Raw genomic sequence first — 21,934 nt, 5'->3', positions numbered from 1 at the left:
GACAGCACCGAACCGCATGACCGAACAGACCACCGGACAGTCCACAGGACAAATCCCCGACAACACCGCCATGGGAGCCGCCGCCTTGCAATACCCACAATTCCAGGAATTCTGGCATGCCGCCAGCAAGCGCCAGGTCATCTTCTTCTATGCCGGCTATTTCTCGCAGCACGTGGTCAGCGCGATCGCCGAGACCATCAAGGCGCGGCTGAACGCGGCCGGCACCGCCGGGCCCACCAGCCGGCGCATCTTTTCCGCATTCGTCGAAATGTCCCAGAACATCATGCACTACTCGGCCGACGCGCTCACGCCGGCGGCGCAGCCGGACCGCCAGATCCGCGGCGGCGCGTTCTGCATCGGCGTCAGCGGCGACCAGTTTTACCTGCTGTGCGCCAACCCGGTGGCCAACGCCAGCGTCGAAGCGATCCGCGGCAAGATCGCGCCACTGTGCGCGATGACGGTGGACGAGATCAAGTCCGCCTACCGCACCGCGCTGCGGCAGGCCGCGCCGGAAGACAGCAAGGGCGCCGGCCTCGGTTTCCTGACGATGGCGCGCGATGCCAGCGCGCCGCTGACGTTCCAGTTCCTGCCCGACAGCGACGATGCCGGCCGCACCGTCTTCTGCATCGCCGCCACCATCTGAACCCCGACCGACCATGGAACACTTCTTTCTCCCCGCATCCCCCACCTCGCCCGAAGTCTCGTTCGAGTTCTCGCGGCACGCCCTGTCGATCCGCGGCGAATCGTATCCGGAAAACGCCGCCGCTTTCTACGGCCCCGTGATCGACAGCGCGCGCGCCTACCTCGCGCTGTGCGACGGCCAGTCGATCGACGTGCACGTGGCGCTGGCCTACTTCAACAGTTCCAGCACGAAGATGCTGTTCGCCCTGTTCGACGCGCTGAACGATGCCGCCATCTTCGGCAACGAAGTACGCCTGCACTGGTACCGCGACGAGGAAGACGAAACGATCCTCGAATTCGGCGAGGAACTGCGCGACGATTTCGCCGCGCTCGAATTCGTCGACTGCGTGCTGCCCGCCCGCCAGGCATGACGGTGGCGGACCAGCCGGACCTGTTCGCCGCCGAGTTCCAGGCATTGCTGCGGGCGCGCGAGGCATTCGCCCTGGAGGCGGACAGCGCCGGACACCGGCGCGTGCTGGGCGAGCTGATCGCGCACTACGAACGGCTGATGCGCGAGACGCGCCGCCTGATCGGGCGCAGCGACCGGGCCGAGCGCGACATGCAGCAGATGAACCGCGAGCTGCACCAGCTCGCGCTGCAGCTGCAGCACCGCGCCACCCACGATCCGCTGACCGGCGTGCTCAATCGCGGCGCGCTGATCGATTACGCCGCCGGGGTGCTGGAACGCGAAGCCGCCGCGTTGATCGTGCTGGACATCGACCACTTCAAGCGCATCAACGACGAGTTCGGCCATCCGGCCGGCGATGCCGTGATCTGCGCCATCGTCGACCGCCTGAAGGCGCTCGTGCCGACGCCCGCCGCGATCGGCCGCGTCGGCGGCGAGGAGTTTTCGATCGTCTGGCCCGGCCTCGCGCCCGAGGCCACGGTGGCGGTGGCCCGGCAGCTGTGCGACGCGGTCGGCGCGCTGGCGCACCGCGCGCCCGTCGACCGGGCCGTGACGGCCAGCCTCGGCGCGGGCTGGTTCGACCGGGGCACGGCGTTCGAGTCGGCCTACGGGCAGGCCGACGCGGCGCTGTACCGGGCCAAGCGGGAAGGCAGGGGGTGCGTGCGCACCATTGCGCCGGTGCCGTCGGCTTGCCGACCCGCGCTTGACGCGGTGAAACCCCTTCGTTGAACGGCCAGTGCCGCCACCGGTGGCGGCACTGGGGGAGCACCGGTATCGTGGATGCCCTGAGGGTCAACGCCGGCTCCCGTCACGGCCGGCTTCTCATGCGCGCTTGCCAGGCCTGCACGTCAAGCCTGCACCTCAAGCCCGCACCTCAAGCCTGCCTGCCCTCGATCAGCGCCAGCAACCCCCCGATATCGGCCGGCTTGGTCACGTGCGCATCGCATCCCGCGGCCAGCGACGCGGCGATATCCTGGCGCTGGCCGTAGCCGCTGAGGGCGATCAGCGTCAGCGGCGCGCCGGCCGACCGGCCGCGCAGTTCCGTGGCCAGCACGTGCCCGCTCATGCCCGGCAGCCCGATGTCGAGCAGGTACACGTCGAACGGCGGCAGGGCCAGTGCCGCCCCGGCATCGTGCACGACCGACGCGTCGTGGCCGGCGGCGGCGAGCAGCCGCTGCATGGCGCCGGCGCCGTCGACGTTGTCGTCGACCACAAGGACACGCCTGCGCCGCACGGCGCCCAGCGGCGCTGCCCGGACCAGGCCGCTCTCCGGCGCCGCGCCGGCCGTTCGGTGATGCGGCAGCGAGACGGTAAACACGCTGCCCTTGCCGATGCCGTCGCTGTGCGCCTCGACCCGGCCGCCATGCAGCCCCACCAGGCTGCGCACCAGCGCCAGGCCCAGTCCCAGGCCGCCCTGGGAGCGGTCCGGCGTGCGCGTGGCCTGCGTGAACAGGTCGAACACCTGGGGCAGCAGGGCCGCCTCGATGCCGATGCCGGTATCGGCCACCTCGAGCCGCACTTCGTCCGCGCCGGCGCGCAGCGTGACGGCGAGCTCGCCGCCGGGATCGGTGTATTTCGCCGCGTTGGTCAGCAGGTTCGCCACCACCTGGATCAGCCGCTTGCGGTCGCCCAGCACCGGCGCATCGTTCGAGCCGATCCGCGTGGTCAGCAAATGGCCGTGGCGCTCGATCAGCGGCCGGGCCTGTTCGATGGCGGCGTGCACCACGCCTTTCATGTCCACCGGTGCCTGGTCGAGTTCGACGAGGCCGCGCTGCACGCGCGACACGTCCAGCAGGTCGTCGACCAGTTCCGTCATGTGCCGCACCTGGCGCCCGATGACTTCCGCCGCGTGCGCCACGTGCTGCGCGGCCATGCCCGGCATCCGGAGGATCTGCGCGGCGCTGCTGATCGGCGCCAGCGGATTGCGCAGTTCGTGGACCAGCATCGCCAGGAATTCGTCCTTGCGTTCGCTGGCGGCCGCCAGCGCGTCGGCAAACGAGCGCAGCTCGCGCTCGGCGGCCCGCTGGGCCGTCACGTCCATGTTGGCGGCCACGGCGCCCACGATGGCGCCATCGTCGTCGCGGATGGCGGTGGCGCGCACGAGTAAAGTGCGCCGCACGCCCGGCTGGTTGAACGGCTCGATCTCGATCAGGTCGCCGTCGACGGTTTCGCCGCGCAGCGCGCGCACCAGCGGCCAGTCGTCCAGGGCGATGGGCTGTCCGTTGCGTGCGGGCCCGTCGGCCCACCAGCCTTTCCAGGCGCCATACTCGCGCCGGTCAGCCGACATCGGGTGGTCCCCCCACAACTGCCGGTTCATCGGGTTCACCAGCACCAGCGCGCCGTTGGCGTCGGCGTACACGATGCCCACCGGCGCCGATGCCAGCAGCGCATCGAGCGCCTGCCGCCGCGCGTGGGCTTCCGCCGCCAGCGCGCGCGACTGTGCCTCGCTGGCGATCAATGCCGCCTCGGTGCGCTTGATGTCGGTGATATCGGTAAACAGCAGCGTCACGCCATCGCGCATGTGGGCGGCGCGGCTCGCATACACGTTGAACCAGCGCCCCATCGTGCCCGATTCCTCGACGAACCGGCGCGCCACGCCGGTATCGGCGACTTCCGCATACACGTCGATCCAGCGCTGTTCGATGGCCGGCACCAGCTCGCGCACGCGCCGGCCCTTGGCTTCGGCGAGCCCGGTCTGCTGCGCGAACGCCCGGTTGGTTTCCACGAACAGGTAGTCGACCGGCCTGCCGGCCGCGTCGCGCAGGATCTGCAGCAGGCAGAAACCTTCGTCCATGGTTTCGATCAGCGTGTCGTAGCTCTGGCGCAGCCCCTCGCGGTTGACGTGTTCGCGCGTGACGTCGTTGCAGATGACCAGCACGCCGCGCACGCGTCCGTCATCCTCGATGGGGCTGTAGCCGTAGGTCCACCACACGTCTTCGCGGCGTCCGAACCGGGTCAGCGGAACCAGGCGGTCTTCGTGCCACGCGGCCGTGCCGCCGCTCATCACCGATTCGATGTCGGGCCCGATCAGGTGCCAGGCCTCGGCCCAGCACTCGCGGCCCAGCGCGCCCAGGGCGGACGGATGGCGCTCCGGGCCCAGCGTCTGGCGGTAGCCGTCGTTGTAGAACTGGACCAGGTCGTCGCCCCACCAGACGAACATCGGGTGGTTGCTCGTCAACAGCAGCCGGATCACCGTCTTGAGCGGCTGCGGCCAGCCCGACGGGTGGCCCAGCGGCGTGGCGGTCCAGTCGTGGCGGCGCATAAGCGCGCCCATTTCTCCACCGCCGGAAAGGAAATCGATGTGGTTGGTCAAGGTGAAGGATGGTTGGCTGATGGATGCCCGTCATTCTAAGGGACGGCCGGCGGGGAGCCGGTTTACGCTGCCCGACGCCCGGCGTCGCCGGGCGGGGGCCTCGGCGTCCGGCTCAGCGTTCAGTGCGCGGCGCTCCCGGCGCAGCCGAGCCGGAAGGGCGCAGGCGCCGGCGGCGGTCGCCCGAAAGGGCCTGCAGGGCCGGCAGCGGCAGCCCGCTTTTTTCCTGGATCTGCAGGTACATCGTGGCGGTGAGGGCGAGACGGCCGGCACGCAGGCCGGCAATGATGCCGGCGCTGAATCCCAGGGTTTTCGCAAGCTTTTTGTCCGTCGTGATCTTCAGTTCGCGGGCCAGGGCAGCGAGCAGCCTGTTCGGGTCATAGGTAGCGTCCAACGGTGTTCTCGAAGCAGGTAAAGCGCGCAAGTATAAGGGCAAGCGAGGCAGGTGGGGCGGTTGCGGCGTGCGCCGCGGGCGGCCGGAGCCGCGGTACGCTGGCGGAATTACCGTGCGCCCTGAGTGCTACGCAGAAATGGACGAAATTCGGGGTCAGATCGATGCAGATAGGCAACGTAGCGCCACATTATTTATTTTCAACGTAGACTTTTTTACATGGAAAGCACACCGGAACCGAAGCACGCCGCGGATCAGACCGTGGCAGTACCCATCCTCCGCGAGGAGGTGGCGATCACGACCAGGGTCGTGGACACGGGGCGTGGCGTACGCGTCACCAAGAATGTCACCGAGGAGTCCGCGGAAGTTCGCGAACGACTCTGGCACGAGGAAGTGGACGTGCAGCGCGTGGCTGTCGACCGGGTGGTGGCCGAAGCGCCGCCGTCCCGCTACGAAGGCGACGTGCTGGTGGTGCCGGTACTGGAAGAAATCCTGGTGATCGAGAAGCGATACCGCATCAAGGAAGAGCTGCGGATCACCAGGGTAAGGAAGGAGCAGGAGTATCGGGAAACCGTTCCATTGCGGGTCGAAGACGTGCAGATCGAAGCCTTCGACGACAACGCGCGGAACGACATTCCGTAATCAATCAACCTGAATAGGAGAATCAACCATGAGCCATACGCTAGCAGCTGTTTTCGACAACCGCGCTGATGCCGAGCGTGCCCGCGACGAACTGATCGGTTCCGGAATCGCCAATGTTCAACTGAACGCTTCCAGTTCCTCCACCGCCAACGCCAGCGGCACCACCGGCGCCGGCAGCACTTCGGCCACCGGCAGCTCCGCCACGGGCGAGCAGTCGCTGGGCGACAGCATCAAGAACTTCTTCGGCAACATGTTTGGCGACGACGATGACGACCGCGTGGTCTACGGCGAAGCGGTCAACCGCGGCAACGTGGTGCTGACCGTGGAAACCGCGTCGCAGGACGACGTGGAACGCGCCGCCGATATCGTCGAACGCTTCGGCCCGATCGATATCGACGAGCATCGCTCGCAGTGGGAAGCGGGCGGCTGGAATCCTGCCAGCGCGCGCAGCAGCAGCGGCGGCGCGCTGCTGTCGGCCTCGCAGCAAAGCGGTAGCGTGCAGGGCGGCAGCCTGCAGGGCGGTTCGCTGTCCGGCTCGGCGGTGACGTCCGCGTCCGGCACGCAGGGTTCGCTGCAGGGTTACGGCGACTCCGGCACGCTGCAGCGCGCCGAGACCGAATCGCAGGTGATCCCCGTGATCCAGGAAGAACTGAAAGTGGGCAAGCGTACCGTGCAGCGCGGCGGCGTGCGCATCTACCAGCGCACGGTGGAAACGCCGGTGCATGAAAGCGTGAGCCTGCGCGAGGAACACGTGAACGTGGAACGCCGCCCGGTGGACCGCTCGGTCGATCCTTCGCAGGTAGGTGCATTCCAGGAAACCTCGTTCGAGCTGCGTGAAAGCGCCGAAGAAGCCGTGGTCCAGAAGACGGCCCGCGTGGTCGAGGAAGTGCTCGTCGGCAAGGAAGTCACCCAGCGCACCGACCAGATCACGGACACCGTGCGCCACACCGAAGTGGACGTGGAACAGCTGGGCAGCACCGATGACGAGGATTACTACCGCAGCCACTGGACCAGCAATTTCTCCACGGCCGGCGGCACGTATGACGATTACGCGCCTGCCTACCGCTACGGCGCCGCGATGCGCGGTACCGAGGGCTACAGCAGCCGCTCGTGGGACGATTCCGAGAGCGGCCTGCGCACCAGCTGGGAAAGCCGCTATCCGCAGTCGACCTGGGACAAGGTCAAGTCGGCGGTTCGCCACGGCTGGGAACGCATTACGCAATAACGCCCGGTATTGAAACATCACCGCCGGCGGCGGCAGGCGTAATTGCCCGCCGCCGGCATCCGGGCCCGGCGCGTCATGCGTCGGGCCTTTTCACGTCCGCGGCCCCCGCTTGCGAGGCGCAATCAGGCCTTCCCGCGATCCTGCCGCGCGAAAGTCTCTCGCACATTACCGGCAGCAACATCCGCCATCTACTGCCAGCGAGCTTTTTTCGCTGAAGCCTGCATCCAAATCCATTCCCGCCGCGTATATACCTGCATCCGCTCGATCCGGTCCACGCCTTGCGCCCCCGCTTGTGGTGCGCCGTCGACTGTTGCAGCGAATGTTAAGACGCGGCGGTGTATTTTCTTATCAATATTGGCGCCTTTGCGGACGCTGGCCTATAGTGCCGAATATTCACTGTTGATTCGTATTTAAAATTGATAGTTGGTTCATTAATGAGTAGTTGAGGGATTTGCGCAATTGATTGGTTCGTCCGCGTGCGGGTGAACACGGCTTCAGGGTTCGACGCTCAACCATGAGAAATGGGCGCGATGCGGAACATTCAACTGTCGATACAATGTTCATAAAAAAACTTCTGGGCATCACATCCGGAAGCTGGGAAGCAAGTGCCGCACTGATGGCCGCGCGCAATTTCGAATTGTCCGCGGCACGCGATCTCGACCATGCGCGAACACTGCTGAGCAGCCGGACGATCTTGGTGGGCATCATCGAGCTGGGCGCCGCCGTGCCCGCCGAAGCGATCGACCTTTTCCTGCGCGAACACCCGTGGGTGACCTGGGTGGCGGCGTGCCGTGGCGACACCCTGCAGGACGAGCGATGGCGGCGGCTGATCCGCGATCACTGTATCGATTACCACACGTTTCCCATCGATCCGGCCCGGCTCGGCCATACCCTCGGGCACGCCTATGGCTTCGCCGCGCTGGGCGATACCATGCCGCGCCTCGTCCGTGGCGGCGGCATGAAAATGACCGGCAACAGCCCGGCGATCACGGCCCTGCGCCAGCGCGCACTGAAGGCCGCCCGTGCCGAGGCACCCGTGCTGATCTGGGGCGAAAGCGGCACCGGCAAGGAACTGGTGGCGCGCGGCGTGCACGAGAACTCGGCGCGGCGCGCCGGTCCGTTCGTGCCCATCAACTGCGGGGCGATCCCGGCGGGCCTGATCCAGTCGGAGCTGTTCGGCAACGAGCGCGGCGCCTTCACGGGCGCCGGCAAGGCGCGCATCGGCCTGATCGAATCGGCCAGCGGCGGCACGGTGTTCCTGGACGAGATCGGCGACCTGCCGCTGGACATGCAGGCGAACATGCTGCGCTTCTTGCAGGAAAAGACCATCTACCGGCTGGGCGGAAACCGGCCGCTGGCCGTGGATGTGCGCATCGTGGCCGCATCGAACGTGCGCCTGGAGGAGGCGGTCGAACGCGGCGCCTTTCGCGAAGACCTGTTCTACCGCCTGAACGTGCTGTCGCTCGAGGTACCGGCGCTGCGCGAGCGGCTCGACGACGTGCAGCCGCTCGCCGAGACCTTCTTCCACGACTACGCCTGCGAGCGGGCGGCCGGCGTCAAGGGCTTTTCCCGTGCGGCGCTCGCGGCGCTGCGCGCCCACGACTGGCCGGGTAACGTGCGCGAGCTGCTCAACCGCGTGCGCCGCGCCTCGGTGATGGCCGAAGGGCGCCTGATCATGCCGGAGGACCTGGGCCTGACCGAAGCCGGTGCCGGGTTCACGCTGCCGTTGAACGGCGCCCGCGTGCAGGCCGAAAGGCTGGCGATCGCGGCCGGGTTGGCCGCCGGCAAGAGCATTACGCTGCTGGCCCAGGAACTGGGCGTGTCGCGCATGACGCTGTACCGGCTGATGGCCAAGCACGACATCAAGCTGCCGCCGCGGCGGCGCGCCTGACGCCGAGTGGGCGGGTGCTGTCCGCCGGCCATGCCGGTGGCGCTGTCAGCGTTAAACAAGTTCCGCACTTCGGGGAATTACATAGTTCATGCGAACGGCGCCAACGCGAACAGCGCCATGCCGGCGTGTTCGGCACGCCTTGCATTGTCACACCAGCGTTACAAAGCGCCTAGAGTACCCGTTGCCCTGTGAAAAGGGCGGCGGCGAGCCAGCGCGGCGCGATTTCGTTGTAACACGGAAGTGACAAAAGGCATTCAATTGCGGATCCAACATCGATATGGCAATGCAGATAATTGAGCAATATCAAGAGTTTAGCTTTCGTTAATACCGATGGCATCAAGCTTGCATTGAAGAGGCCGCTGAGGAACGACGTTTCTCGGAGGGTGAATTGGCCAACTACTTCAGTGAGGATCAAATGAAAAAAACCATGCTTGCCGCAGCAATCGCACTTGCCTTCAGCGTTGGGGCGCAGGCCCAGACCACGACGACGCAGAGCGGCGCCGGTGCCCATGCCACCGACAACGCGTCGGCGGTACAGGACAGCAGCAGCAATCGCAACAATGATTCCAGCTCCAACCGCAACAACGATTCCAGTCAGGCCAACGCCAACAACAACAGCAGTGGCGACGCCCGCGCGCTGGCCATCGGTGCCGCCGCCGCGAACAACGGCGCCACGGCCACGTCCAGCCTCGATAACGCCTTCAACACCTCGACGGCCACCGCCGTCAGCACGCTGACGGGCACCGTCACCGGCAACAACGTGCAGAACATCGGCAATGTCGCCACCAACAGCGGCAACGCCAACGGCGGCACCGGCGCCGGCGGCATGGGTGGCAGCGCGGGCGGCGGCAACGCCAGCGCCACCGGCGGCAACGGCGCGGCCGGGCAGGGCGGCGCGGGCGCCTCCGGTTCGATCGGCGGCGTGGCGACCAACGGTAGCGCCAACGGCGGCGCAGGCACTGGCGGCGCCGCCACGGGCGGCAACGCCAACACCGGCGCGGCCTATGCCGGCGCCGGCGGTGCCGGCGGTGCGGCAAGCGGGGCCACGTCGGGCGCCGGCGGCGCCGGCGGCACGGGTGGCGCGGGCGGTGCCGGCGGCACCAGCTCCGACGGCTACGGCGGCGCGGGCGGCAGTGGCGCGGCAGGCGGTGCCGGTAGCGGCGGCGCGGGCGGCCTGGCCGGCGCGGCGACCGGCGGTGCCGGTGGCGGCAGCGGCAATGCCAGCGGCGGGGCCGGCGGCGCCGGCGGCAGTACCGGCAACGCCAACGGCGGCGCGGGCGGTGCGGGCGGCAGCGGCGCGGCGGGCGGCGCGGGTGGCCTGGCCGGCGCGGCAACCGGCGGCGCCGGCGGCGGCAGCGGCTATGCCAACGGCGGACAGGGCGGTTCCGGCGGCTACACGGGTGCCGCAACCGGCGGGGCTGGCGGCAGCGGCGGCAGCGGCGCGGCAGGCGGCGCCGGTGGCGCCGGCGGTTCCGGCGCGGCGGGCGGCAGCGCCTCGTCGGGCAATACCAGCGCGAGCGGCACCGCCACGGCGGCCGGTGGCTGGGGCGGCAACGGCCCTGGCGGCAACGGTACCGGTGCTACGGGTATTGGCGGTACGGGCAGTGCCGGCGGTGCGACCAGCGGCGGGTCCACCGCCAGCAACACGACCGGCACGCCATCGGGCACCAATCCCGGCACGTCGGGCGACCAGACCGCCGGTGCCGGCACCGGCACGGCAACGGCAGGCACCGGCACCGGCGCGGCAGGCACCGGCGGCACGGGCACCGGCGGCGCGGGCTCGGGCGGTTCCGGCACGGGTGGTTCGGCCACCACGGGCGCCACCACGGCCACCGCAGGCACCAACACGGGCGGCGCGGGCGGTGCCGGGGCTGCGGGCGGCGCGGGCGCGGCCGGCGGTGCCGGGGAAGCCGGCGGTGCCGGCGCGGCAGGCAGCAACACGGCCGGCGCGGGTGCGGCAGGCGGCACCAACACCAGCGGCGCCGGTGGCGCGGGCGCGACGGCCAGCACCACGGGCGGCGCGGGCGCGGCCGGCGGCTCGGGATCGGCGGGCGGTGCCAGCACGGCGGGAACCAACACCGGCGGCGCGGGCGCGGCGGGCGGCACCAACACCAGCGGCGCCGGCGGTGCCGGCGCCACGGCCAGCACGACGGGCGGCGCGGGCGCGGCCGGCACCGGCGGCACCGGCGGCAACGGTGCGGCGGGTGGCAGCGGCTCCAGCGTGGCCGGTGCCGGCGCGGCCGGTGCCGCCGGTGGCACCGGCGCGGCCAGCGGCTCGGCGGAAAACACCGCCGGTGCCGGTGCGGCAGGCGGCGCGGCCACGGGCGGTACCGCCACGGCGGGCACCACGACGGGCGGCGCCGGCACCGGCGGTGCCGCGACCAACGGCAATGCCACGGCCGGCGACGGCGGTGCGGGCGGTGCCGGCGGTGCGGGCAGCGGCGGGGCCGGCGGCGCGACCGGCGCCACGACGGCTTCGGCGACCGCGGGCAATGCCGCGGGCGGCACGGGCGGTGCCGGCGGCACCAACACCGTCAATGCCGGTGTGTTCAACATGTCGAACACGATGAGCGGCGTGGCGCAATCGGCGGCCGGCATTTCCGTCATCAGCCAGAGCAGCGGCATCAGCTCGCTCGTGCAGCAAAGCATCAACGTGCAGGCCAACCTGGGCGTGGGCCGCTAAGCGGAGCGCACCGGCCGGCCCGCGGGCCGGCTTCGACCAGGCCGCCGTCCGGTCTTCCGGGCGGCGGCTTTCCGGACATCGAGGAGGCGACATGCATGACCAGCAAAGCATGATGCGGACAATGATGCACAGCGGGCCGCGCCATCGGGCGCGGCGAACGGCGGGCCTGGCGCGGGCCTGCGGGGCGGCGCTGCTGGCCACCGGGTGGCTGGGCGCCCACGCGCAGCCACCGCAGGCAGGGGCGGCCACCACCGCGCCGCGCGAGTTCGCGGTGGCGGCCGGCACGGCGCCCGCGCCCGCGCTGCCCGCGCTGGCGCTGCCTTCACCGCACGGCGGGGCAGCAAGGGCAATCGGCGACGACCGCCTGGCCGAACTGCGCGGCGGCACCGACACGCCGTGGAGCGACATGAAACTGGGCGGCACGGTGGGCAACAACGCAGCCACCAACGTGGTCACCGGCGCCAACATCATCACCGATGGCGCGTTCAGCAATGCGTCGGGCTTGCCGATGGTGATCCAGAACTCGGGCGCCAACGTGCTGATCCAGAACGCCACGATCGTCAACCTGCAGATGCGATGACGGCGCGGCGGGTGGCAACGGCGCTTGCCGCCGTGTTCATCGCGGTGCCGGCGGCGCGGGCGGCCGACCTGCCGCTCGCGGGCGGCGGGCCGGTGACGCTGCGCGTCAAGAGCATGAAGGAAGTGCGCTACCTGTCGACGGTGCGCCAGCAGTTCGATTTCAGCTGCGGGTCGGCGGCGCTGGCCACGCTGCTCACCTATCACTACGGCTATCCGGTCACCGAGCAGCAGGCATTCGCAGAGATGTTCCAGCGCGGCGACCAGGCACGCATTCGCCGCGAAGGGTTTTCGCTGCTCGACATGAAGGGCTTCCTGGGCGCGCACGGGTTCACGGCGGACGGCTTCCAGCAGCCGCTGGACGAGCTGGCGAAGTCGGGCTTTCCCGCCATCGTGCTGGTGGCCGAGCATGGCTACCACCACTTCGTGGTCGTGAAGGGCGTGCGGGAAGGGCGCGTTCTGCTGGGCGATCCCGCGGGCGGCACCCGCGCGATGCCGCGCGCCGCGTTTGAAAAGATCTGGCTGAACCAGCTGCTGTTCGTGATCCACGGCCGGCCGGGCAAGCCCCGTTTCAATGCCGAGGAAGACTGGGCCGTGGCGCCGCGCCTGCAGCCCGGCCTGGCACTGGAGCGCGACAGCCTGCAGCGCATCACGCTGCCCAAGTTCGACGCCGGCGACTATTAGGGAAACAATCATGCTGGGGAGACAACCATGAAACCATTGTGGCCGGCGCCGTATCTGTGCTCGCTGTCCCTGCTGTCCTTGCTGTGCGCGCCCGCCGCGCGGGCCGACAGCCCGCCGGACGGCTGGCTCGCCGTCGACGAAACGCTGCTGGCCGGCTCGCGCGGCGGCTTCGATGCCGGCAACGGCCTGCTGGTCTCGCTGTCCGTCGATCGCCTGCTGAGCCTGAACGGCAACACGATCGCCAGCAGCCAGATGGCCGTGCCGGACGTGGCGAAAGCCGCCGCGGCCGGCATCGGCACGGCGTCGTTCCACACGGCCCAGTTTGGCGCCGGCAACGCGCTGCTGCTGGAGAATCCGCCGGCGATGGGCCTGGTGCTGCAGAACAGCGTCAACAACCAGCTGATCCGCGCCCAGACCACGATCGATGCGACCGTCAACAGCGCGTCGATCATGAAGGACCTCAATTTCGGCGACAGCCTGCGCCAGGCACTGTCGACCGCCATCGTGCCGCGCTGAGGGCACACGACCAAGGAGAACAACGCATGCCGCTTCCCCAGATCCTGCGTGCCGGCCCGGCCGGTCTATCGTTGTGCATGCTCAGCGCCTTCGCGCAGCAGGAGCCGCCGCCGGATCCCGCGGGCGGGCGCTCCCCGGCCGAGCTTTCCGCCGAGCTGCGCGAACTGAAGCAGGAGCTGGCCGAGCAGCGCGAGCTGCTCAGGCAGATGCGCGCCGAACTGGCCGCGCAGCGGCAGGCCGTCATCCCCGAGTTGTGGCCGCAGGCGGGTGCGCCGCGGGCCGCGGCCGTGCCGGCGCAGCGCCCGATGGCGGCGGCGGCGCTCGAGGCGCTGCGGGGCACGGGCGGCACGCCGCAGTCGCAGCCGCAGCCGCCGCTGCAGCCGCCGGGGCAGGCACCGATGCCGGGCCCGGCACCGGCCGCGCCGGCCGTCGGCCAGGCGCCGCAGCGCGACAGCCGGCCGCCCGAAGTGGCGCCCCTGTTCGAAGCGCCCGGCGTGCTGACGGCGCGCGGCAGGTACGTGCTGGAACCATCGTTCCAGTTCGGCTATTCGTCGAGCAACCGCGTGGCGCTGGTGGGCTACACGATCATTCCGGCGCTGCTGATCGGTCTGGTCGACGTGCGCGAGGTCAAGCGCAACACGTTCACCGCGGCGATGACCGGCCGCTATGGGCTGACCAACCGTACCGAACTGGAGCTGCGCGTGCCCTACGTGTACCGCTCCGATTCGACGGTGAGCCGCGAGCTGTTCACCGGCACGGCGGTCGAACGCGTGTTCGAGACCAGCGGCAGGGCGATCGGCGACGTCGAGCTGTCGCTGCGCCACCAGCTGAACGACGGCGGCATCGACAAGCCGTACTACATCGCCGGGCTGCGCATCAAGTCGCGTACCGGCCGCGACCCGTTCGAAGTCGTCACCGATTGCACGCAGCGCTGCGTGGGCCAGAACGCCACCGGCACCGGCCTGCCGCTGGACCTGCCCACGGGCTCGGGGTTCTACGGCGTGCAGCCGAGCCTGACCTGGCTGTTCCCGTCGGACCCGGCGATCTTCTTCGGCAGCGTCAGCTACCTGCACACCGTGAAGCGCAAGGACGTGGAGCGGCAGGTGCTGGACGGCGCAATGGAATGGCTCGGCGAGATCAAGCCGGGCGGGGTGCTCGGCTTCAACTTCGGCGTGGGCCTGGCGCTGAACGACAAGGCGTCGCTCAGCCTCGGCTACGACCACAGCTCGATGTCCCGCACGAAGCAGGATGGCGTGCCGGTGCCGGGTTCGGTGCGTACCCAGCTGGGCACGCTGCTGATGGGGTTTTCCTACCGGCTGAACAACCAGCGCACCATCAACGTGACGGTGGGCGCCGGCCTGACGCAGGATACGCCGGACGTTTCGCTGTCGGTGCGGCTGCCGATGAATTTCTGATTCGGGACACCAGTGAGGCGACCGGTGCGTTCCCGGCCCGTCAACGGCCGCCGAGCGCTTCCTCGAGCTGCTCCATCGAGAAGGGCTTGCGGATCGCGCCGCACGGGAAGTCGACTTCCGGCCGCGCGCCGCCGCTGGCGAACACGATCCGCACTCCCGGGTGCTCGCGGTGGGCCCTGCGCGCGAGGTCCAGGCCCGACATTCCCGGCAGGCCGATGTCGGTGAGCAGGATGTGGCTCGCCTCCAGCAGCGGCAACGCCTCTTCCCCGCTGCTGGCCCCTGTGGCCTCGTAGCCGAGGAAGCCGATCATTTCACACAGCAGTTCCCGGCCGTCGTCGTTGTCTTCCACGACCAGCACCTTGCGGCGGGCCGGTTCCGCGGCCGGTTCCGCGGCCGGGCCGGGAGCAAGACCAGGGTCTGGCCCGGGTGCCGGTGGCGTCACCGCGTGCCTGTCCAGCACTTCGCGGACCTGCAATGCGAGCTGTTGCCGGCTGTAGGGTTTGCTGAGCAGTTCCACGCCGGGGTCGAGGCGGCCGGCGTGCACGATCGCATTTTGCGTATAGCCCGACGTGAACAGCACGGCGATCCCCGGCAGCATGGCGCGGGCAATGCGCGCCAGCTCCGGGCTGCGCAGCGTGCCGGGCATGACCACATCGGTGAACAGCAGGTCGATGGGGGCGCCGCTTTGCAGCACGGCCAGCGCCGCTTCCGGATGCGGCGCCTGCAGCACCGTATAGCCCAGTTCGGTCAACCCGTCGGTCACGACGGCGCGGACATCGGCATCGTCTTCCACCACGAGGATCGTTTCGTGGCCGCCGCGCACCGTGATGCCGGGCGCGCGCGCCGGTTCCAGCGGTGCTTCGAAGGTGCGCGGCAGGTACAGCTTGACCGAGGTTCCCTTGCCGGGCTCGCTGTAGATCTTCAGGTGGCCGCCGCTCTGCTTCAGGAAGCCGTAGGCCATGCTCAGGCCGAGGCCGGTTCCTTCGCCTTCCGGCTTAGTCGTGAAGAACGGTTCCACGGCGCGGGCCAACACCGCCGGCGACATGCCGTGGCCCGTGTCGGAAACGGCCAGCATCACGTACTGGCCGGGCTGCAGGTCGTCCTGCCGGGCCGCGTAATCCCGGTCGAGTTCCACGTTCACCAGCTCGATGGTCAGGCGCCCCGCGCCGTCCATCGCGTCGCGTGCGTTGATCGCCAGGTTCAGCAGCACGTTTTCCATCTGCGCGCGGTCGACGGGCGTGGCCCACAGCGCTGTTCCCACCACCGTGTCGATGTCGATCGCTTCGCCCAGCGCGCGGCGCAGCATGTCGTCGAGGCCGCGCACGACCACGGCGAGATCCACCGGCTCCGGTCGCAGCGGCTGCCGGCGCGCGAACGCCAGCAGCTGCGCCGTGAGCCGGGTGCCGCGGTCGACCGCGACCATCGCGCTGGCCACCCGTTTCGCCGGGCCGTCGGCGGTGTCCACTTCCCGCGCCAGCAGTTCCAGGTTGGCGCGCAGGATTTGCAGGATATTGTTGAAGTCGTGGGCCACGCCGCCGGTGAGCTTGCCGATCGCTTCGAGCTTTTGCGCATGCAGCAGGGCGGCCTGGGCTTCTTCCAGCTCGGCCGTGCGTTCCGCGACCAGGCGCTCCAGCTCGTTCTGGTGCGCCACCAGTTCGTCGCGCATCAGTTTTTGTTCGGTCACATCGTTACCCTGGCAGAAGATGCCCCACACGCGGCCCTCCTTGCCCTTCAGCGGCTGGTACACGAAATCGAGATAGCGCTGCGCGAGGGCTGCATCGGGACGGAGGCGCACGCCGACCGGCACGTCGCGCCCCACGAAGGGTTCGCCGGTGCGGTACACCTCGTCGCGCAGGGCCAGGAACGCCTGGTCGCGCAGCTCCGGAAACGCGTCGTGCATCGTGCGGTCCAGCAGCGCGCGGTCGCCGAACGTGTCGAGATAGGCCCGGTTCGCCAGTTCGAACACGTGGCCCGGACCGCGCGTGACGGCCAGGAAGCCGGGCGCCCTGTCGAACAGCGTGGCCAGGTGGCGGTAGCGGCTGTTCGCCACCGAAATCGCCTCGCTGCTGCGCGAACGTTCCAGCGCCAGCTGGCGGTGGCGCTCGGACACGTCGCGCAACAGCAGCATGGCGCCGGCGTACGCGCCGTGGTCATCGGCGATGGCCGACAGCGCCACTTCGAGCACCTCGACCGTGGTGCCGCGCACCGCCCGCACCTCGGCGACCGCGTGTTCCGGGCCGGTATGCAATTGCGCCAGCGCATTGCCGATGTCCGCGTGCCAGAACGGCAGGTCGCGCACGGCGCGGCCGCGTGCTTCGCGCGCGCTCAGGTGGAGCAGTCGCGCCGCCGCGTCGTTCCAGTACAGCACGCGGTCCTGCTGGTCCAGCCCGACGATGGCCTCGGCCGATTGCTCGAGGAAGCGCGCGAGGTAGCGTTCGGCGGTGGCAAGTCGCTGGAACCCGCCGGCGCCGATGCCGGCGCTGTTGCCCGCGCCGGGGGCCAGCGTGGCGTTGGCGCGCTGCAGCGTGGTGCGCAACTGGCGGGCACGCCCCTCGGCCTGCACGGCCCGCACGATTTCGCCGGCGAGGGCGGGGTCGCCGGCGTCGAGCAGCATGACGTTGGGGCCCAGCAGCGGCATGTAGCCCATCTGCCGTCGCAGGGCGGGCAATGCCTGCGCCGGGCAGGCCAGCAGCAGGGCGCCGGTCCAGACGCGGCGCAGCGCCCTGGCCAGCGCCAGCGGCGCGGGCACGTCCGCCAGGACGCACACGGCCGGCGGGCTGCCCGCCCGGACGGCGCCGGACAGCGCCGCCACCGCATCGGCCGATGCCGCGTGTTGCAGTTCGATGCCGTCCCGCGCCAGCCTGGCGGCCAGCTCGTGGACCACCTGATGGACCACCTCATGGGCTACCTCATGTTCCACCTGATGACTGACCTCGTGCGCAACCTCGTGCGCCGGTGTGTCGCTCACCAGCAGCACGCCGGCCTGCCACGGCGCCTTCATAGCAGCGGCACGCCGAGCAGCGCGCGCCCCGCCCAGATGTGGAGCATGTCGGTGGTCGGCGACATCACGTGGCTGGCGCGCGCATCGCGCAGCATCTGCGCCACCCGGCTGTTGTCGCGGTAGGCGGTGCCGCCGCAGATCGTCATCGCGTCGCCGGCCAGCGCGATCGCGGTTTCGCCGGCATCGGCCTTGCTGGCGAGGATGAACGGCAACGCATCGGGATCGCCGGCGTCGCCCCGCGCGGCGGCCTCGAACACCAGCGCGCGGGTCTTCTGCCAGGCGATCCACATTTTCGCGTAGCGCGTCTGCATCGTCTCGATGTCGCGCAGGGCGGTACCGGAATGGGCATAGCGGCGGCTGCGCAGGTGCGCGCCGGCCGCTTCCAGCGCGGACTGGGCCACGCCGAGGTAGGTGCCGGCCATGGCCATCAGGAAGTAGGGGGCCACCACTTCGAACACGTACCACACCTGGTCGCCCTCCGCGCCCAGCAGGTTGGCGGCCGGCACCTGCACGTTGTCGAGCGCCAGCGCGCGCGACGAGTTGCCGCGCATGCCGAAGCCTTCCCACTCGCCCTGCCAGCCGATGCCCGGCGTGTCGCCATCGACCACCAGGCAGCTGAAATCGCCGCCGGCCGCGCTACCGTCGCTGGCGAGCGTGGAGACGACATAGGAGTCGGCCCGGCTACCGTTGGTGACGAACTGCTTGGTACCGTTGGCAACATAGTGGTCACCGTGGCTTTCCAGCCGTGTTTCCGGCAGGTAGAAATGCGCACCGGTGCCCGCTTCGGACAGGGCCAGCGTGGTGATGTGCCGGCCCGCGGCGATCGGGCGCAGGTAGCGCTCCTCCTGGTCGGCCGTTGCCTTCGCGGCGATCACCGCGGTGCCCACGCAGTGCATGCCGAAGCATAGCGACGACGATGGACACACACGGGCGATCTCGGCGCTGACGGCGGCCAGCGCGAGCAGCCCCTGGCCGTGGCCGCCCAGCGCCGCGGGCACCTGCAGGCCGAGCAGCCCGGCCTCGGCGAACGCCGCCATCGATGCGGCCGGCCATCGGCAATGCTCGTCCACCTCGGCCGCTGCCGGTGCGACGACGTTTTCGACGATGCCGCGGGCGAGGCCGACGAGCTGCTCAAGTTCATTTGGAAAAATCATGGAGGTACCGTGGTGGGGCAGGAGCCCAGTATAGGCCAACGGCTCAGCGGCGCCGCGCACGATCGTTCGCGCCCGGGTGCCTGCCGCGCCGCCGGTCGGCCAGGGCATGCGCGCACGATGGTGACTGATTGCGGGTAACCGTCCACTTTTCCCGGCGATGCGGCTATGCTGGGCGGTTGTTTCCCACTGCCTTCGGGCCCGCACCCCATGCATGCACACACCAAGCGGATATTGACCGCGGCCACCCTGCTGGCTGCCAGCGGCGCCATCGTCGCAGCCACCGTCGCCGCCACCCCCGTTACCGAGCAGCGCTACCTGTCCGGCAAGGGGCCGGGCAGCGCGGTGCCGTGGGAATTCAAGGTGTCGGACGGGCGCCGCGCCGGCGCGTGGAGCACCATCGCCGTGCCGTCGAACTGGGAACTGCAGGGCTTCGGCGGCTACGACTACGGCGAAGGCGACAAGCGGCACAACGAGCGGGGCAGCTACCGCGTGAAGTTCGCCGTGCCGCCGGCCTGGAAAGGCCGCGCGATCAGGGTCGTGTTCGAAGGCGTGATGACCGAAGCCACCGTGCGCGTGAACGGCGTGCAGGCGGGCGAGCCGCATACCGGCGGGTTCTATCGCTTCGGCTACGACATCGGCAAACTGGTGAAGTATTCGGCCGGCGCCGACAACGTGCTCGAAGTCGACGTGAACAAGGTGGCGTCGGATGCGCTCAGCGAAAAGGCCGAACGGCGCGGCGACTACTGGGTGTTCGGCGGGATCTTCCGCCCGGTGTGGCTGGAAGCGGCGCCGGCGCGGTCGATCGCGCACGCCGCCATCGATGCGCGCGCCGACGGCAGCCTGGCCGCGCTGGTGACGCTGGCCCGGCCCGTGCCCGGCGCCACGGTGGAAGCGCAGGTGCTCGATGCCGCCGGCAAGGCGGTGGGCAAGCCGTTCGGCGTACCCGTCGACGGTGGCGGACCCGTGACACTGTCCGCCAGGGTCGCCGGCCCCCGCCTGTGGTCCGCCGAGACGCCGAACCTGTACTCGCTGCGCCTCACGCTGCGGGGCGGCGGCAAGGCGCTGCACACGGTCACCGAGCGCTTCGGCTTTCGCACGTTCGAACTGCGCAAGGGCGACGGGCTGTACCTGAACGGTCGCAAGATCGTCATCAAGGGCGTCAACCGGCACAGCTTCCGGCCCGGAACGGGGCGCGCGCTCGACACCGAAGACAACTACGCCGATGCGCGCCTGATCAAGTCGATGAACATGAACACGGCGCGCATGTCGCATTACCCGCCCGATCCTGCCTTCCTGAAGGCGGCCGACGAACTGGGGTTGTATGTGATCGACGAATTGTCCGGGTGGCAGGCGGCGCACGGCACGCCGATCGGCCGCAAGCTCGTGGCCGAAATGGTGCCGCGCGACGTGAACCACCCGAGCATCCTGTTCTGGGCCAACGGCAACGAGGGCGGCTTCAACCTGGAGCTCGACGGCGAATATCACAAGCACGATCCGCAGAAGCGACCGGTGATCCACCCCTGGGCGATCTTCGGCGACATCGACACCAAGCACTACCCGAACTGGCAACTGCTGAACGAACGCCTGCGGGGCCCGAACCTGTTCATGCCGACCGAGTTCATGCATGCGCTGTACGACGGCGGCGGCGGCGCCAGCCTGGACGACTACTGGAACGCGATGATGGCGTCGAAGGTGGGCGTGGGCGGCGTGATCTGGGCATTGAACGACGAAGGCGTCGTGCGCACCGACGAGAACGACCGCGTGGACCCGTACGGCACGTATGGCCCGGACGGCATCGTCGGGCCTCGCCACGAAAAGGAAGGCAGCTACCACGCGGTGCGGCACATCTGGTCGCCGGTGCGGCTGGGGGCCGCCGTGCTGGATGCGAAATTCGACGGCAGGCTGGCGGTCGACAACCTGTACGACTTCCATGGCCTGGAAGACGTGCGCTTCGGCTGGCGGCTGGTGCGGTATGCCGGGCCCGATGCGGCGTCGACCGACGCGGCCGTGCTGGCGAAAGGGGAAGTGCGCGGACCCGCCGTGGCGGCGCGCAGCAGCGGCACGCTGGACCTGGGCCTGCCGGCCGGCTGGCGCGGGCATGGCGCCGATGCGCTGGAGGTGACGGCCACCGGGCCGGATGGCGGCCAGCTGTGGACCTGGAGCTATCCCGCGCCGGACCTGTCGGCGCGGCAGCGTGCACCCGATGGACCGGCCAGCGCCGCGCCGCGTGCCGAGAGCGACAATGGCGGCATCCGCCTCACGGCCGGCGGCGTCAGCGCCAGCTTCGACCCCGTCGGCCAACTGCTGGCGCTGCGCAGCGGCGGCCGCGTGTCGGCGCTGGCGAACGGCCCGCGCCTGGCGTTCGCGCGGCCGGCGAAGGACGTCGCTGTCGAATGGCTGCCGTTGGCCGGCGAGGATGCGGCCGGCGGCACGCGGCGCCTCGACCGGGCACGGATCGCCAGCGTGCTCGAAATCATCCCGGCGATCGACAAGCAACAGGCGTACGCCCGGTTCAAGCTGGAGATCAGCGCCGACGGCCGGAACTGGAAGACGCTGTTCGACGCCTCGCGCCGGCGCTCGGACGGCAACGAATACCGCTTCCCGCCGCAGCCGGTGCTGGCCGTTCGCGTGACGAACCTGGCCGATCCCCAGGGCCGGCCCGTGGCGCTGGAGCGCCTGCGCCTCGGTCATGCGGCGCAGCGTTTCCCGCTCCCTGCCGGGGCGGCGCCCGCCGTGACCAGCGGCACCGGCGCCGATGCCGACGGCAGGCCGGTGGCATGGGTGGAAGCCCTGAACAGCGCGGGCCTGGACCGCGTGCGCTGGACGCTGCACGGCGACGGCGCGCTGCGGCTGGACTATGCCTACCGGCTGGAAGGCAGCATGCAGTACCACGGCGTGACGTTCGACCACCCGGAAAACGCGCAGCGTTCGATGCGCTGGCTCGGCGAAGGGCCATACCGCGTGTGGAAGAACCGGCTGCACGGCACCTGGCTCGGCGTGCATGACGTGGCGCATTTCGACCAGCAGCCGGGCGAGACATACCGCTACCCGGAGTCCCAGGGCTTCTATGCGGGCGTACGCTGGGCGCGGCTCGATACCGGCGCCGGCGCATTGACGGTCACCCCCGGCGGGCCGGACGGCTACCTGCGGGTGGGCACGCCGCGCATCTCGCATGCGAACACCACGGTGGAGTTCCCGGCCGGCGACCTGTCATGGCTGCATGCCATTCCCGCCATCGGCGAGAAGTTCAGCGGCACGGAAGTGCTGGGCCCGGCCGCGGCCTGGCCCACGGCCGGCGGCGAATACAAGGGGAGCCTGGTGTTCCGTTACAAGTAAAGGATTGTTCTCTGGGGCAATAG

Annotated in this window: 16 protein-coding genes; 12 read left to right on the top strand and 4 right to left on the bottom strand. The window is 69.9% G+C overall.

Annotated elements, in window-relative coordinates; all coding sequences use genetic code 11:
• The first annotated feature begins 85 nt into the window (after positions 1-85).
• The 3 genes from GJV26_RS29560 to GJV26_RS29550 are packed head-to-tail and all read left to right on the top strand — an operon-like array spanning position 86 to position 1,816.
• Positions 86-643 carry a SiaB family protein kinase gene (locus tag GJV26_RS29560; protein ID WP_155712118.1) on the top strand — a complete coding sequence of 186 codons (558 nt, stop codon included), beginning with the start codon at positions 86-88 and terminating at the stop codon, positions 641-643.
• Positions 644-656: 13 nt separating this feature from the next.
• Entirely contained in the window at positions 657-1,052 is a 396-nt protein-coding gene (locus tag GJV26_RS29555; RefSeq protein WP_155712117.1) for a DUF1987 domain-containing protein, read from the top strand.
• A complete protein-coding gene (locus GJV26_RS29550; protein WP_155712116.1) occupies positions 1,049-1,816 on the top strand; it encodes a GGDEF domain-containing protein in 768 nt (255 codons plus the stop codon). The genes GJV26_RS29555 and GJV26_RS29550 overlap by 4 nt, the downstream gene beginning before the upstream one ends.
• A gap of 145 nt (positions 1,817-1,961) precedes the next feature.
• On the opposite strand, the gene GJV26_RS29545 is transcribed toward GJV26_RS29550, so the two are convergent.
• Both GJV26_RS29545 and GJV26_RS29540 read right to left on the bottom strand, forming a co-directional pair.
• Positions 1,962-4,361, bottom strand: a complete 2,400-nt coding sequence (locus tag GJV26_RS29545; protein WP_155712115.1) for a hybrid sensor histidine kinase/response regulator — start codon at positions 4,359-4,361, stop codon at positions 1,962-1,964.
• A gap of 151 nt (positions 4,362-4,512) precedes the next feature.
• Complete coding sequence (locus GJV26_RS29540; protein ID WP_155712114.1) at positions 4,513-4,791, bottom strand: hypothetical protein; 279 nt, start codon at positions 4,789-4,791, stop codon at positions 4,513-4,515.
• 258 nt (positions 4,792-5,049) lie between these two features.
• On the opposite strand from GJV26_RS29540, the gene GJV26_RS29535 reads away from it, so the two are divergent.
• The 8 genes from GJV26_RS29535 (at position 5,050) to GJV26_RS29500 (ending at position 14,420) form a co-directional block, all read left to right on the top strand.
• A complete protein-coding gene (locus GJV26_RS29535; protein ID WP_229427958.1) occupies positions 5,050-5,430 on the top strand; it encodes a YsnF/AvaK domain-containing protein in 381 nt (126 codons plus the stop codon).
• Positions 5,431-5,458: 28 nt separating this feature from the next.
• Positions 5,459-6,655, top strand: a complete 1,197-nt coding sequence (locus GJV26_RS29530) for a YsnF/AvaK domain-containing protein (protein ID WP_155712112.1) — start codon at positions 5,459-5,461, stop codon at positions 6,653-6,655.
• A 514-nt stretch (positions 6,656-7,169) separates the two neighbouring features.
• A complete protein-coding gene (locus GJV26_RS29525) occupies positions 7,170-8,546 on the top strand; it encodes a sigma-54 dependent transcriptional regulator (protein WP_308807644.1) in 1,377 nt (458 codons plus the stop codon).
• Between the two features lie 427 nt (positions 8,547-8,973).
• The gene (locus GJV26_RS29520; RefSeq protein WP_155712110.1) at positions 8,974-11,229 is read left to right on the top strand and encodes a hypothetical protein; all 2,256 of its coding nucleotides are present in this window, start codon (positions 8,974-8,976) and stop codon (positions 11,227-11,229) included.
• Positions 11,230-11,320: 91 nt separating this feature from the next.
• On the top strand, positions 11,321-11,809 hold the full coding sequence (locus GJV26_RS29515; RefSeq protein WP_229419500.1) for a hypothetical protein: 489 nt from the start codon (positions 11,321-11,323) through the stop codon (positions 11,807-11,809).
• Positions 11,806-12,489 carry a C39 family peptidase gene (locus GJV26_RS29510; RefSeq protein WP_155712109.1) on the top strand — a complete coding sequence of 228 codons (684 nt, stop codon included), beginning with the start codon at positions 11,806-11,808 and terminating at the stop codon, positions 12,487-12,489. The genes GJV26_RS29515 and GJV26_RS29510 overlap by 4 nt, the downstream gene beginning before the upstream one ends.
• A gap of 27 nt (positions 12,490-12,516) precedes the next feature.
• Positions 12,517-13,005 carry a hypothetical protein gene (locus GJV26_RS29505; RefSeq protein WP_155712108.1) on the top strand — a complete coding sequence of 163 codons (489 nt, stop codon included), beginning with the start codon at positions 12,517-12,519 and terminating at the stop codon, positions 13,003-13,005.
• 26 nt (positions 13,006-13,031) lie between these two features.
• Positions 13,032-14,420, top strand: coding sequence for an acetate kinase (locus GJV26_RS29500; protein WP_155712106.1), 1,389 nt, complete (start codon positions 13,032-13,034; stop codon positions 14,418-14,420).
• Positions 14,421-14,460: 40 nt separating this feature from the next.
• Here GJV26_RS29500 and GJV26_RS29495 read toward each other — a convergent pair whose 3' ends face one another.
• On the bottom strand, positions 14,461-17,421 hold the full coding sequence (locus tag GJV26_RS29495) for a response regulator (RefSeq protein WP_155712105.1): 2,961 nt from the start codon (positions 17,419-17,421) through the stop codon (positions 14,461-14,463).
• Positions 17,418-18,575, bottom strand: coding sequence for an acyl-CoA dehydrogenase family protein (locus GJV26_RS29490; protein ID WP_155712104.1), 1,158 nt, complete (start codon positions 18,573-18,575; stop codon positions 17,418-17,420). Before GJV26_RS29490 ends, GJV26_RS29495 begins: the two co-directional genes overlap by 4 nt.
• Positions 18,576-18,782: 207 nt before the next feature.
• Here GJV26_RS29490 and GJV26_RS29485 point away from each other — a divergent pair, with 207 nt between their 5' ends.
• Positions 18,783-21,911, top strand: a complete 3,129-nt coding sequence (locus GJV26_RS29485) for a glycoside hydrolase family 2 TIM barrel-domain containing protein (protein ID WP_155712103.1) — start codon at positions 18,783-18,785, stop codon at positions 21,909-21,911.
• Positions 21,912-21,934: the final 23 nt, after the last annotated feature.

This window comes from Pseudoduganella dura, from assembly GCF_009727155.1.
Taxonomy (GTDB): domain Bacteria; phylum Pseudomonadota; class Gammaproteobacteria; order Burkholderiales; family Burkholderiaceae_D; genus Rugamonas; species Rugamonas dura.
This window is presented reverse-complemented; position numbering and strand designations above follow the sequence as displayed.